Source organism: Sphingomonas aerolata (assembly GCF_003046295.1).
Taxonomy (GTDB): domain Bacteria; phylum Pseudomonadota; class Alphaproteobacteria; order Sphingomonadales; family Sphingomonadaceae; genus Sphingomonas; species Sphingomonas aerolata.
This window is the reverse complement of record NZ_PZZN01000002.1, coordinates 739,689-752,858: the sequence shown is the minus strand read 5'-3', so window position 1 is coordinate 752,858 and position 13,170 is coordinate 739,689. Positions and strand designations below refer to the sequence as shown.

The 13,170-nt window shown below is 68.2% G+C and carries 11 protein-coding genes; all 11 read right to left on the bottom strand.

Annotation, left to right across the window (positions count from 1 at the left end):
- Nucleotides 1–28: 28 nt before the first annotated feature.
- From ftsA to C8J24_RS10795, 11 genes are read right to left on the bottom strand one after another with little or no spacing between them, the layout of a single operon-like run.
- Nucleotides 29–1,291: a cell division protein FtsA gene (gene ftsA, locus C8J24_RS10845; protein WP_031393123.1), complete on the bottom strand. Its 1,263-nt coding sequence runs from the start codon at nt 1,289–1,291 to the stop codon at nt 29–31.
- A gap of 1 nt (nt 1,292) precedes the next feature.
- A complete protein-coding gene (locus tag C8J24_RS10840) occupies nt 1,293–2,240 on the bottom strand; it encodes a cell division protein FtsQ/DivIB (protein WP_107932276.1) in 948 nt (315 codons plus the stop codon).
- Complete coding sequence (locus tag C8J24_RS10835) at nt 2,237–3,190, bottom strand: D-alanine--D-alanine ligase (protein WP_107932274.1); 954 nt, start codon at nt 3,188–3,190, stop codon at nt 2,237–2,239. The genes C8J24_RS10840 and C8J24_RS10835 overlap by 4 nt, the downstream gene beginning before the upstream one ends.
- Nucleotides 3,187–4,182, bottom strand: a complete 996-nt coding sequence (gene murB, locus C8J24_RS10830; protein ID WP_107932272.1) for a UDP-N-acetylmuramate dehydrogenase — start codon at nt 4,180–4,182, stop codon at nt 3,187–3,189. Before murB ends, C8J24_RS10835 begins: the two co-directional genes overlap by 4 nt.
- Nucleotides 4,125–5,555 carry a UDP-N-acetylmuramate--L-alanine ligase gene (murC, locus tag C8J24_RS10825; RefSeq protein ID WP_037528407.1) on the bottom strand — a complete coding sequence of 477 codons (1,431 nt, stop codon included), beginning with the start codon at nt 5,553–5,555 and terminating at the stop codon, nt 4,125–4,127. Before murC ends, murB begins: the two co-directional genes overlap by 58 nt.
- A complete protein-coding gene (murG, locus tag C8J24_RS10820; RefSeq protein ID WP_031395403.1) occupies nt 5,552–6,709 on the bottom strand; it encodes an undecaprenyldiphospho-muramoylpentapeptide beta-N-acetylglucosaminyltransferase in 1,158 nt (385 codons plus the stop codon). Before murG ends, murC begins: the two co-directional genes overlap by 4 nt.
- Nucleotides 6,706–7,938 (bottom strand): FtsW/RodA/SpoVE family cell cycle protein, encoded by a 1,233-nt coding sequence (locus tag C8J24_RS10815; protein WP_234387761.1) that lies wholly within the window; start codon nt 7,936–7,938, stop codon nt 6,706–6,708. Before C8J24_RS10815 ends, murG begins: the two co-directional genes overlap by 4 nt.
- Before the next feature lie 5 nt (nt 7,939–7,943).
- Nucleotides 7,944–9,257, bottom strand: coding sequence for a UDP-N-acetylmuramoyl-L-alanine--D-glutamate ligase (murD, locus tag C8J24_RS10810; RefSeq protein WP_107932270.1), 1,314 nt, complete (start codon nt 9,255–9,257; stop codon nt 7,944–7,946).
- Nucleotides 9,254–10,324 (bottom strand): phospho-N-acetylmuramoyl-pentapeptide-transferase, encoded by a 1,071-nt coding sequence (gene mraY / locus C8J24_RS10805; protein WP_031395401.1) that lies wholly within the window; start codon nt 10,322–10,324, stop codon nt 9,254–9,256. Before mraY ends, murD begins: the two co-directional genes overlap by 4 nt.
- Nucleotides 10,325–11,707 (bottom strand): UDP-N-acetylmuramoyl-tripeptide--D-alanyl-D-alanine ligase, encoded by a 1,383-nt coding sequence (locus tag C8J24_RS10800; protein ID WP_107932268.1) that lies wholly within the window; start codon nt 11,705–11,707, stop codon nt 10,325–10,327.
- Nucleotides 11,704–13,170 carry a UDP-N-acetylmuramoyl-L-alanyl-D-glutamate--2,6-diaminopimelate ligase gene (locus tag C8J24_RS10795; RefSeq protein ID WP_107932266.1) on the bottom strand — a complete coding sequence of 489 codons (1,467 nt, stop codon included), beginning with the start codon at nt 13,168–13,170 and terminating at the stop codon, nt 11,704–11,706. The genes C8J24_RS10800 and C8J24_RS10795 overlap by 4 nt, the downstream gene beginning before the upstream one ends.

The window sequence follows — 13,170 nt, the reverse complement described above, 5'->3', positions numbered from 1 at the left end:
CGAAATAGCGTCAGCCGTTTCGAAACTCTCAATAATTCGCGCGTGCCGCCTGAATCAACTTGCGGACCATGCCGATTCCCTTCGGCCGGTGAACGATCGTCCGCTGCGGTGCAATACCGCGCAGGTCGATCGGATCGGTCGCCGCATAGAAGGCCAACCCCGCTAGCGTCGCAAAGGCCGGTCCGCCATGCGCCTCGGGCAGAGCGGTCAATCCGCGCGGTCGGCCGATCCGGACCGACCGCCCCAGCGCCTGTTGCGCATAATCGGCAATGCCCTTCAGCTCCGCACCGCCACCGGTCAGCACGACCTGGCGCCCCACCGGGCCCTCGAACTTGAGCGTGCTCAGCGCATTGCGCACCTCGCCCATCTGATGTTCGAGGCGCTGGCGGATCACGCTGATCAGCTGCGCCTTGGTAATCTGCGCGCCCTCGCCCGCGCCGTCCTCGGCTGAGATCGGCATGACCGGGATCATGTCGTGATTGTCGCGGGGGGAGGCATTGGCCGAACCATGGAAGCACTTCATCCGCTCGGCATTCTGCCGCCGCGTGCCGAACGCACTGGCGATGTCGTCGGTGATGTCCTGCGCACCGATCGGAATCGAGGTCAGTCCGACGAGCATGCCGCCCGCGAACAGCGAGACATTGGTGATCCCCGCCCCCATCTCGACCAGCGCCACGCCCAGCTCACGCTCCTCGTCGCTGAGACACGCCAGCCCAGTCGCGACCGGCGAGGCGATGATCGACTTCACCTCGAGATGCGCCGAACGCACGCACAGATCGAGATTGCGGACCGGCGATCCGTCCGCCGCGACGACATGGATATGCACGCCAAGCCGGTCGGCATGCAGCCCGAGCGGCGTCTTGACCCCCGTCAGCCCGTCGAGCGTGTAGAGCGCAGGCTGCGCGTGCAGCACCATCCGCCCCTGCGGATCGATCGAGTTGCGCCCCGCCGCGAGCAACGCATCGATATCCTGCTGCTCGACGCGGTGGCCGCCTAGTTCGAACTCGACCTCGGCGACGTCGGACACGAGCCCGCCGGCCGAGAAGCCGACCCAGACATTCTCGATGTTGATCCCGGCGATCCGCTCGGCCTGCTCGACCGCTTCGCGCACCGCCGCCTCGGTCGTCGCCATGTCGGCGATATAGCCGCGCTTGACGCCACGGCTCTCGCGCTGGCCGGTGCCGAGCACGATCAGCTCGCCGCCATCCCCCTTTTGCGCGATCATCGCCGAAACCTTCGACGACCCGATATCGAGCGCCGTGATCAGCCCTTCCGGTGCCACCTTCGCCATGTCATCCCTCCCCGCCCGTTACATTCGCGTCCGCCGTCTGCGACGGTATAGTCGTCTGTGGCTCGCTGGATACCGGCGCGGGCACGTCGACGCTGTGCGCCAGGCTCGCCCCCGGCTTGCGCGCGACCAGCTTGGTCGGGTCGCGCATGTCGAAGCGGATCCAGCCACGCCCGAGCAGCGGCCGTGCGCCATCGAGCTCGGCAAACTTCACCAGCGCACGCGGCGCCCCGTCCTCGGGCAATGCCAGCGTCTCGCCGCTCTCGAAGGTCAGGTCCCAGCGCCGGTTGCCGACCCAGGTCGCCGCCTTCACGCGCGGCTTGAGCGCAGGGGCGGCGGCGAGCAGCGCCTGATAGGACGCCTCCTGCCGGTCCGCGCCGGGTCCGATCACCAGCGGCAGGTTCGGGATCGCATCGGGCTGCACCGGTTCGAGCAGCACGCCCGACGCATCGATCAGCGTCAGATTGCCATTGTCCTGCCACACCGCCGCGGGGGTCCGCTCGACGATGTCGACCAGCAACGTGTCGGGCAGCCGCCGCGACACATGCGCGTCCGCGATCCAGCCATAGCGCAGCAATTTCTGGCGCACCGCTTCGAGATCGACGAGCGGCATCGCGCGGCTCTGCTGGTCGAGCGCGATCGCATAGACCGACATGCGGTCCATCCGCTTCAGCCCGGTGACCTCGATCTGGTCGACCTTGAACCCCGCGCGCCCGGCGCCTTCGGCCATCGCGCCGCCGATCATGCCGGGGATGCCGATCCAAGTCGCCGCCGCGATCACGACCGCGCCGCCCGCACCGAGGATCGACCAGGTCGCGATCTTCTTCAGCGTCTCCTCGCTGACCGGGAGCATCCCGACCAGCCGATCGAGCACCGACACCTTCTTGACCGCGACCTTGCGCCGCGGGGCGGGCCGCTTGGGGGGCGGGCCGCGCTTGATCGTCCGGCTCATGGCGCCCCGCCCGGCGCCAGCGGGTGATCCGACAGCGCCTCGTCGACGATCGCCTGGACGAGCTCGGCATAGCTCATGCCGATATGCCGCGCCTGTTCGGGAACGAGGCTGAGCGGGGTCATGCCCGGCTGCGTGTTGACCTCGAGCAGGAACAACCCGTCCACCCCGCGCTCGTCGTCCCATCGAAAATCGGAGCGCGATGCGCCGTTGCAGCCGAGCAGCCGGTGCGCCTCGAGCGCGAGGCTCTTGCAGGCGTCGGCGATCTCGTCGGGAATGTCCGCCGGGCAGACATGCTCGGTCATCCCGTCGGTATATTTCGCGTCGTAATCATACCAGCCGCTCTTGGGCTTGAGTTCGGTGACGCCGAGCGCGCGACCGCCCAGCACCGCGGTCGTCAGCTCGCGCCCGCGGATATAGGGCTCGGCGAGCAGCTCGTCGAAGTCGATCCATGGCCCGACCGCGTCGCGCGCGATCGGATTGCCGTAATTGCCGCTGTCGGTGACGATCGCCACGCCGACCGACGACCCCTCGTTGACGGGCTTGAGCACATAGGGGCGTGCCATCGGATCCCCCTCGAACAGGTCGACCGACCGGACGATCCGTCCGCCCGGCATCGGCACACCCGCCGGGACGAGCAGCAGCTTGGTCAGCACCTTGTCGATCGCGATCACCGAGGTCGCAAGCCCCGAATGCGTATAGCGCAACCCCATCAGGTCGAGCAGCCCCTGCACCGAGCCATCCTCGCCGGGCGTCCCGTGCAGCGCGTTGAACACGAGATCGGGGCTGGCGTCGGCCAGCCGGGCGGCGACGTCGCGCCCCATGTCGATCCGCGTGACGCGGTGACCAAGCGATTCGAGCGCATCGGCGCAGCCATTACCCGACATCAGCGAGACCTCACGCTCCGCCGACCAGCCGCCCATCAGCACGGCGATGTGAAGAGCGCCGCTCATTTCGCCACCCCGACCCGCTGGATTTCCCATTCCAACGTCACTCCAGAATGCGCCTTCACCTTGGTCCGTACCTCTTCGCCCAGCGCCTCGATCTCCGCGCTCGACGCGGACCCGAGGTTCAGCAGGAAATTGCAATGCTTCTCGCTGACCTGCGCGTCGCCGCGCGTCAGCCCTCGGCACCCGGCCGCGTCGATCAGCGCCCAGGCCTTGTGCCCCTCGGGATTCTTGAACGTCGATCCGCCGGTGCGCGACCGCAACGGCTGCGACGCCTCGCGCTCCGCGGCGATCCGGTCCATCTCAGCCCCGATGACAGCCGGTTCGCCGGGCGTGCCCGAAAACACCGCCTCGACCACGACCGCGCCCGCGGGCAGGTCCGAATGCCGGTACACATAACCGAACCGCGCCGCGGGCCATGTCTCGACCGCGCCGTCGCGCGTGACGACGGTCGCCTCGATCAGGATATCGCTGACGTCGCGCCCATAGGCACCCGCGTTCATCCGCACCGCGCCGCCCACCGTCCCCGGGATCCCGCGCAGAAACTCAAGCCCGGCGATCCCCGCATCGCGTGCCGCGCTGGCGACGGTAATCCCCATAGCCCCCGCCCCTGCGCGAACGCGACCGTCCTCAACCGACACCTTCGCCATTGCCTTGGGCAGCCGCACCACGACCCCCGGCACACCCCCGTCGCGGACGATCAGGTTGGAACCGACGCCCACCGGCAGGACCGGCGTCGACGGATCGAGGGTCTTCAACAACCCGGCCAGATCCTCGACATCCGCCGGCCGCACAAGCCATTCGGCAGGCCCGCCGGTCCGAAACCAGATGAAGTCCGCAAGCGACCCACCGGCCTCGACGCTCCCCCTGATGGTCTCCCGCGAAGGCGGGAACCCAGTCTGGGTCGCCGCATTCGCGGGGACGCAAGGTGTCGCAGCGTTCACGCCGGCACCTTCGAACGCTCGACCGCGATCGCATCGGCCAGCCCGGCCGCCCATTTCGTGATGTCGCCCGCGCCGAGGCAGACGACCATGTCATCCGCCTCGATCGTCGCCGCCAGCTCGGCCGCCAGTGCATTCGCATCCGCGACCACGCCCGCAAACCGGTGGCCGCGCCGCTTCAGCCCCTCGACCAGAGCCGCCGCGTCGACGCCCTCGACCGGCGTCTCGCCCGCCGCATAGACCGGCGTCACCAGCACCCGGTCCGCGTCGTTGAACGCGGTCTGGAAATCCTCCATCAGATTGCCGAGCCGTGAATAGCGATGCGGCTGCACGACCGCGATCACGCGCCCCTTCGCGCCCTCGCGCGCAGCGGCCAGCACCGCGCGGATCTCGACCGGGTGATGCCCGTAATCGTCGATGATCGCGACACCGCCACCCTCGACCGGAACCTCGCCCACCTTGGTGAAGCGCCGCTTCACGCCGCCGAACTTGGCAAAGCCCTGCTGGATCGTCGCATCCTCGATGCCCAGCTCGAGCGCGACGCCGATCGCGGCCAGCGCGTTCTGGACGTTGTGCCGGCCCGGCATCGGCATCTCGATCCCCGCAATCGTCCGCGTCGCGCCGTCGCGCGTCCGCACCACGCAGTCGAAGCGGTTGCCGCCCGGGATCGGCGTCACCTCGACACCGCGGACATCCGCCTGCGCCGAGAAGCCATAGGTCACGATCCGCCGGTCGCGCACGCGCGGCAGGATCCCCTGCACCTCGGGATGATCGAGGCACAGCAGCGCCGCACCGTAAAAGGGCACGTTCTCGACGAACTCGACGAACGCATCCTTCACCGCGTCGAACGATCCGTAATGATCGAGATGCTCGGGATCGATGTTGGTGACGACCGCGATCGTCCCGTCGAGCCGCAGGAAGCTGCCGTCGCTCTCGTCCGCCTCGACCACCATCCAGTCGCTCGCGCCCAGCCGCGCATTCGATCCGTAGCTGTTGATGATCCCGCCATTGATCACGGTCGGATCGACCCCGCCCGCATCAAGCAGCGCGGCGACCATCGACGTCGTCGTCGTCTTGCCGTGGGTGCCTGCAACCGCGACGGTCGACTTCAGCCGCATTAGTTCGGCGAGCATCTCCGCACGCCGCACCACGGGAACGCGCGCGTTGAGCGCCGCCTCGACCTCGGGATTCGAGCGGACGATCGCGGTCGAGACGACCACGACCGCCGCGTCACCGATATTCTCCGCGGCATGGCCGATCGCGACCGGAATGCCCTTGTCGCGCAGGCCCTGCACGACATAGCCCTCGGCCACGTCAGACCCCTGCACGCGGTAGCCGAGATTCTTCATCACCTCGGCGATGCCCGACATGCCGATCCCGCCGATGCCGACGAAATGGATCGTGCCGATATCGGTCGCTACACCCTTCATGCAAATTGTACCTTTGGCTTGGATGGGCGCCCGACCGGCAGTCGCGACACCGGCGCATCGAGGCTTTCGACCAGATCGGCCAGATCGCTCGCGGCATTGGGGCGGCCGCAACTGCGCGCGCGTCCCGCGGCGTTCTGCAGCGCGGCGGGATCGAGCCCGAGCTTCTGCATCTGCTTGGCGAGTTCGACCGCAGTGAAGTCGCCCTGCCGGATCGTCCGTGCGCCGCCGGCGCGGGTGATCTCGCGGGCGTTGACCGTCTGGTGATCGTCGGTCGCGCCCGGCAGCGGCACCAGGATCGCCGGCCGCCCCGCCGCGGTCAGCTCCGCGATCGTCGAGGCACCCGCGCGCGCGATCACCAGATGCGCCCAGGCGAGCTGTTCGGGCATGTCGGGCAGATAGGTGGCGAGTTCGGCCGGGATGTGATGCTCGGCATATTGCGCGCGCACGGCGTCAATATCCTCGATCCGCGCCTGATGCGTGACCTGCAGACGCCGCCGGAACGTCACCGGCAGCATCGCGAGCCCATCCGGAACGACCTGAGACAGGATGCTCGCGCCCTGGCTACCGCCGGTCACCAGCACACGGAAGATGCCATCCTCCTCGAGCAGCGGATAGGGCCTGGCGCGCAATGCGAGCACCGCCTCGCGCACCGGATTGCCGACGAGATGCGTCTTGGCGAGGAGCCCGGACGCGAGCCGTTCGGTCGGCTCGGACGAGGTCGCGATCGCGTCGACGCGTCGTGCCACAAGCCGGTTCACCCGCCCCAGCACCGCATTCTGCTCGTGCACCGCGGTCGGGATCCGATTCGCAAACGCCGCCAGCAGCGCGGGCAGCGCGGGATAGCCACCAAAGCCGATCACCGCCGCCGGCTTGAACGTGCGATAGAGTTCACGTGCCATCATCCGCCCGCGCCACATCGATCGCGTCGCCTTGGCCCAGCCCAGCGGTCCGCCGGTAAAGCGCCCGGCGGGAAGGACATGCGTCTGGATTCCCTCGAACAATCCGGGGAAGCGCACGCCGCGCTCGTCACTGACCAGCGCGACGCGGTGGCCACGCCTCGTCAGCTCAGCGGCCAGCGCCGCCGCCGGCACCATGTGACCGCCGGTCCCGCCTGCCGCGAGCACGAAATGCCGGGGACGTTGATTCACAGTCATTCACCACTCCAGCGGACGACATAGGGGCTCCGCGTGAGAAACGGATTGCGCCGGGTAAACGCCAGCAGCAACCCCATGCCGACCGACAAGGCGATCATCGACGATCCGCCATAGCTGATGAACGGCAGCGTCATGCCCTTGGACGGTGCGAGCCCGGTGTTCACCGCCATGCTGACCAGCGCCTGCGCACCGAACTGCGTCGCCAGCCCCGCCGAGGCGAGAAGCTTGAATTCATCCTGCTCGTCCAGCAGCTTGACGAACACGCGCACGACGATCGCAAGGAAGATCACCGCGATCACCGAACAGGCGATCAGCCCGAACTCCTCGCCGATCACCGAGAAGATGTAATCGGTATGCGCCTCGGGCAGTCCGAACTTGGCGATGCCGCCGCCGGGCCCCGTGCCGGTCCAGCCGCCCGCGGTCAGCGTGTTGTGCGCGGCATTGGTCTGGAAATGATCCGACGCGCCCTCGCCCTCGATACCCGGGAACAGGAACGCGTCGATCCGCGACCGCGCCGTGCCGTAGAACATATAGGCGGCCACCAGCCCGACCGGCACACAGCCGACCAAGCCCGCCATCACGCGCATCGGCGTTCCCGCGATCATCAGCAACGCCATCCACACGGTGCAGTAGATGATCGTCTGGCCGAAATCGGGCTGCAGCATCAGCATCACCGCGATCGTGCCGGTCAGCCCGCCCGTGATCAGCACGGTCGGCAGTTCGGGATCCTTCGCGCGCAGCGACAGGAGCCAGGCGACGGTGACGATGAAGACCGGCTTCAAGAACTCGGAGGGCTGGAACTGCGCGAAGCCATAGCCGATCCAGCGGCGCGCACCGTTGACCTCGGATCCGACGAACGGCGTCACCGCGAGGATCAGCAGCAGCACCGCCGCCGCGGTCAGCGCCATGCGCCGCGCCATTGCGACGGGCATCATCGACACCCCGAACAGCACCGGCATCGAGACGCCGACCCACATCAGCTGGCGCCAGAAATAATAGAGCGGCGTCAGCTTGTGATGCTCGCCCGAATAGCGGACTGCGGTCGCGGGCGACGCCGCGGCCACCGCGATCAGCCCGATCGCGATCAGGAACAGCGTCAGCAACAGCAGCATCCGGTCGATATCCCAGAACCACGTGCCGAGCGGCGATTGATCGCCACGCCCGCCGCGCCGCTTCATCTTCGCGACGATCCCGGTCTTCTGCCCTGCGCTCATCATCGGTGTCCGCATATCGCTCATGCCAGCGACTCGACCGCCGAGCGGAAGGCCGCGCCGCGCGCTTCGTAATCGGCGAACTGGTCGAAGCTCGCACAGGCCGGGGACAACAGGATCGTGTCGCCGGGCCGGGCATTGGCCGCCGCGCTGCGGACGGCCGCGTCGAGCGTGCCGACATGATCGACCGGCATCGACCCGGCCAGGATCTCGGCGAACCGCGGCCCGGCCTCGCCGATCGTATAGGCGTGAACGACATGGCCGAAGCCGGGCCTGCACGCATCGAGGTCATCCCCCTTGGCGCGCCCGCCGACGATCCAGTGGACCCGCTCGAATGCCGCCAGCGCGGGCGCCGCGCTCTCCGGATTGGTCGCCTTGCTGTCGTCGACATAGGCGACGCCGTCATAGGAGGCGATCTGCTGCATGCGGTGCGGCAGGCCGGTAAAGCTCACCAGCCCGCGGTCGATATCGACCTCGCTCACGCCCAGCGCGCGCGCGACCCCCACGGCGGCACGCGCGTTCAGCGCATTGTGCGGCCCCTGCAGCGACGACCAGCCGGCCTGGTCGCCGATGTCGATACGGTCGATGAACTCGACCGGAAGGGCAGCGGGCGCATCACCCAGAAGACGATGCTCCGCCTCTGCGCCGTGATCGACGACCGCGAGATGCGGCACCGTCTGCATTGCGAACAGCCGCGCCTTCGACGCCGCATAGCCGGCAAATCCGTCGTAACGATCGAGATGGTCGGGGGTGATGTTGAGCAGCACCGCGACGTCGCAGTCGAGCGTCTGCGTCAGGTCGATCTGATAGCTCGACAGCTCGAGCACATAGACGCCGCCCTCGGGCAGCGGATCCTGCCCGAGGATCGGCAGCCCGATATTGCCGCCCATCAGCGTCGGCACGCCTGCGGTCCGCAGGATATGATGCACGAGCGCGGTGGTGGTCGACTTGCCGTTCGTGCCCGTGATCCCGACGACCTTGTGGCGCGGCAGGTCGGCGCGGGCCTGCGCAAAGAGTTCGATGTCGCCGATGACGGGAACGCCCGCCGCACGCGCGGCCGCGGCGAGCGGATGCGTGTTGAGCGGCACCCCCGGCGAAACGACGAGCGCGTCGAACGCCGCTAGGTCGTCCAACGGATCAAACTGGAGATCCACGTCATCAAGGGTGACCGACAGGTCTTGAATGCTCTCGGCGAGAGCCTCGCGCTTCGTTTCGTCGGAGTCCCACGCGACCACGCTCGCGCCGCCGGCCACCAGCGCCTGGACGGTCGCCGCACCCGACCGCGCCAGCCCCAGCACCGCAAAGCGTTTTCCGCGCCAGGCCTTGGCGACGATCACCGCAGCTTCAACGTCGACAGGCCGACCAGCGCTAGGACCAGCGCGATGATCCAGAAGCGGATCACGACGGTCGGCTCGCTCCAGCCGAGCTGTTCGAAATGATGGTGGATCGGCGCCATCCGGAACACCCGCTTGCCGGTCCGCTTGTAGAAGAACACCTGGATGATCACGCTCATCGCCTCGGCGACGAACAGCCCGCCGATGATCCCGAGCACGATCTCGTGATGCGCGACGACGGCGATGGTGCCGAGCGCGCCACCGAGCGCGAGGCTGCCGGTGTCACCCATGAACACCGCGGCGGGCGGCGCATTGAACCACAGGAACGCCAGACCGCCCCCGACGACCGCACCGCAGAAAATGGCCAGCTCGCCCGCGCCGGGAACGTGCGGGATGCCGAGATAGTCGGCGAACTTCACATTGCCCGCGAGATAGACGATGACCATGAACGCCACGCTCGCGATGATCACCGGCATCGTCGCCAGTCCGTCGAGCCCGTCGGTCAGGTTCACGGCATTGCCGAACGACACGATCGTGAAGGCGGCGAAGACGGGGAAGAACCAGCCGAGATCGATATACATGCGCGACGTGAACGGCAGGTACAGATGCGGCCCGTTCTGCGACATGATGATCGTTGCGGCGATCCCGGCGATCGCGAATTCGAGCAACAGCCGCGTGCGACCCGAAATGCCCGCGGTGCTCGCCTTCCGCACCTTGTCGTAATCATCCATGAACCCGATCGTGCCGAACCCCAGCGTCACGAACAGGCACGACCAGACATAGGGATTGCTCAGGTCCATCCAGAGCAGGATCGCCAGCGTCATGCTGGTGAGGATCATCAGCCCGCCCATCGTCGGCGTGCCGCGCTTGGCGAGATGCGTCTGCGGGCCGTCGGCGCGGATCGGCTGGCCCTTGCCCTGACGCACGCGCAGCCAGCCGATGAAGCGTGGCCCGATGATCAGGCCGATGATCAGCGCAGTCGCGACCGCCCCGCCCGTCCGCGTCGACTGGTAGCGGAGCAGGTTCAATATCCCCGGGAAACCCAGATGTGCGGCGATCCAGTACAGCATTTACGTCTTCCCGCCCCCGAGGCTCGTCACGACCCGCGCGAGCCCTACACCGTTCGATCCCTTGATGAGAACCGCATCGCCCGGCGCCAGGATCGTCCGTAGCGACGTCAGCGCGGCCGCAGCGTCGCCCACATGGACGGTTTCGACTTTCCCCTCAAGCGCTTGCGCGAGCGGCGCCATCGCTTCACCGACCAGCAGCGCCATTTCGACGTTTGCCGCGAGGATCGGCTCGGCAAGCCCGGCATGATAGTCCGCCGACGCCTCGCCCAGCTCGCGCATCTCGCCGAGCAGCGCGACATGCCGCCCGGGCTCCTTGGCCAGCACGGCGAGCGTCGCACGCATCGAGGCGGGGTTCGCATTGTAGCTTTCGTCGATCACGAGCGCCTGCCCGTCCGCGAGCGTCGTCATGAACCGCGCACCGCGTCCCTGCAGCCCGCCGAGTTCGGCGAGCGCCAGTCCCGCCAGCCCGAGATCCGCGCCCGCCGCCTCGACGCACGCGATCACCGCCAGCGCGTTCGAAACCCAGTGCATCCCCGGCTGCGCCATCGTGAAGCTCAGCTCACGGCCGTCCTGCTGGACCGTGACGAACGTCGCGCCGGTCGCCAGCCGGACCGTCTCGATCGCGCGGACATCGGCACCCTTCGCGATACCGAAGGTCACGATCCGCGACGCATGCGGCGCCGCCGCCGCGGTCAGCCGGTCGCGATGCGGGCTGTCGAAGGGGATGATCGCGATGCCGTCCGGCTCGAGCCCGGCGAAGATCTCGCCCTTGGCATCGGCGATCGCGCTTTCGTCGCGGAAGAATTCGGTATGCGCCGGCGCGATCGCGGTCACCACGGCGATATGCGGACGGACGATCTGCGTCAGCGCGGCCAGTTCACCCGCGTGGTTCATCCCCATCTCGAAGACGCCGAAGCGCGCGTCGCGCGGCATCCGCGCGAGGCTCAGCGGGACGCCGGTATGGTTGTTGTAGCTCTTGACCGAACGATGCACCGCCCCCGGTGCGCCGCGATCGAGCGCCGCGAACAGTGCCTCCTTCGCGCTCGTCTTGCCGACCGATCCGGTAACGCCGATGATCGTCGCGCCGCTGCGCGCCCGGCTCGCGCGCCCGAGCATCTGCAAGGCCGTGAAGCTGTCGGCGACCAGCACATGCGGATGCGCGCAGGGCTCGGAGACGATCGCCCCGGCCGCACCCTGCGCAAACGCCTGGTCGAGATACAGATGGCCGTCGCTCGCCTCGCCCTTCATCGCGACGAACAGGTCGCCCGGACCGACCTCGCGCGAATCGAATGCCACGCCCGTCACGGCAAACTCGGCCGATGCCACCCCGCCGGTCGCGGCGGCGATCTCGGCGGACGTCCACAGGGGCACCGCATCGTTCATACCGCACACTCGCGCGCGACGCCGACATCGTCGAACGGCAGCACCATGTCGCCGACGATCTGGCCCTGTTCATGCCCCTTGCCCGCGATCAGCACGATGTCGTCGCTGCCCGCTTCGTCGATCGCCGCCTGGATCGCCGCGCGCCGGTCGCCGATCTCGATCGCGCCGGGCGCGCCCTTCAGCACGTCGCGGCGGATCGCGGCGGGATCCTCGGTACGTGGATTATCGTCGGTGACGATCACGCGGTCGGCGTAATGCATCGCGACCTGCCCCATCGTCTCGCGCTTGCCGGTATCGCGGTCGCCGCCCGCGCCGAACACGACGATCAGCCGGCCGCCCGCGTGCGGCTTGAGCGCAGCGATCGCCGCCTCCAGCGCGTCGGGGGTATGCGCATAATCGACATAGACCGGCGCACCCGAGCGCGCGATGACCGCACGCTCGAGCCGCCCGCGTACGGGCTGCAACCGCGCCAGATTGGCGATGGTCGTTGCGATATCGCCCCCGGTCGCGATCACCAGCCCCGCCGACATCAGCGCATTGGCTGCCTGATATCCGCCGATCAGCGGCAGCGTCACGCGGTAGGTCTGGCCCCCCGCCTCGATCGTCAGCCCCTGCCCCAGCAATGTCGGATCGCGATCGACCAGCCGCAGCGTATCCCCGCGCGTGCCAACGGTCACGAGCCGATTCCCCCGCTCCCGCGCGAGGTCGACGACGCGCGCCGCCTGCGGATCGTCGGCCCACACCACCGCCGCCCCATCGGGGCCCAGCACTTCCGAAAACAGCCGGATCTTGGCGGTGAAATAGGCCGCCATGTCGCCGTGATAATCGAGATGGTCGCGGCTGAGATTGGTGAAGGCGGCCGCCGATACGGGCAGTCCCTCGGTCCGATACTGGGTCAGCCCGTGGCTCGACGCCTCGAAGGCGAGATGCGTCACGCCTTCGCGCTCAAGCCCGGCGACGTTCGACAGGAAGGTGACGACGTCGGGCGTCGTGAGGCCCGTGGTGACGCGCTCGTCGGCGGTCGTAACGCCCAGCGTCCCGATCGACGCGGCGTGATGGCCGGCCATCCGCCACAATTGGCGGGTCATCTCGACACAGCTCGTCTTGCCGTTGGTGCCCGTGATCGCGACCGTTGTCGCAGGAAAGGGAGCGAAGAACGCCGCCGCGAGCTGCGCGAACCGTTCGCGTGGGGTCTCGTCGGCGATGTACGCCGCCCCCTCGACCGCGAGGCCCGGCCGCGCGACGATGCCGATCGCCCCTGCGCGGATCGCGTCGGCGATATAATCCTCGCCATTGACGCGCGCGCCCTCGAACGCCCCGAAGATCGTCCCCGGCGCGACCTTGCGATGGTCGATCGCGAAGCCCGTGACATTGCCGTCATACGCGTCGCGCGGTGCAGATCCGTGCACTGATGCCCCGCCATCGCTGACGGGGCCCTTACCGATCAGCGTTGCCAGTTTCAT

What these genes read in the sequence shown, in the direction of transcription:
- murB (WP_107932272.1), bottom strand. Translation starts at nt 4,182, where the DNA reads ATGGGCGGCCGGGCTGGCCGATGCGATCGCGGTCGAGCGTTCGAAGGT.
- C8J24_RS10815 (WP_234387761.1), bottom strand. Translation starts at nt 7,938, where the DNA reads ATGCGGACACCGATGATGAGCGCAGGGCAGAAGACCGGGATCGTCGCG.
- C8J24_RS10840 (WP_107932276.1), bottom strand. Translation starts at nt 2,240, where the DNA reads ATGAGCCGGACGATCAAGCGCGGCCCGCCCCCCAAGCGGCCCGCCCCG.
- ftsA (WP_031393123.1), bottom strand. Translation starts at nt 1,291, where the DNA reads ATGGCGAAGGTGGCACCGGAAGGGCTGATCACGGCGCTCGATATCGGG.
- murG (WP_031395403.1), bottom strand. Translation starts at nt 6,709, where the DNA reads ATGACTGTGAATCAACGTCCCCGGCATTTCGTGCTCGCGGCAGGCGGG.
- murC (WP_037528407.1), bottom strand. Translation starts at nt 5,555, where the DNA reads ATGAAGGGTGTAGCGACCGATATCGGCACGATCCATTTCGTCGGCATC.
- C8J24_RS10800 (WP_107932268.1), bottom strand. Translation starts at nt 11,707, where the DNA reads ATGAACGATGCGGTGCCCCTGTGGACGTCCGCCGAGATCGCCGCCGCG.
- mraY (WP_031395401.1), bottom strand. Translation starts at nt 10,324, where the DNA reads ATGCTGTACTGGATCGCCGCACATCTGGGTTTCCCGGGGATATTGAAC.
- C8J24_RS10795 (WP_107932266.1), bottom strand. Translation starts at nt 13,170, where the DNA reads ATGAAACTGGCAACGCTGATCGGTAAGGGCCCCGTCAGCGATGGCGGG.
- C8J24_RS10835 (WP_107932274.1), bottom strand. Translation starts at nt 3,190, where the DNA reads ATGAGCGGCGCTCTTCACATCGCCGTGCTGATGGGCGGCTGGTCGGCG.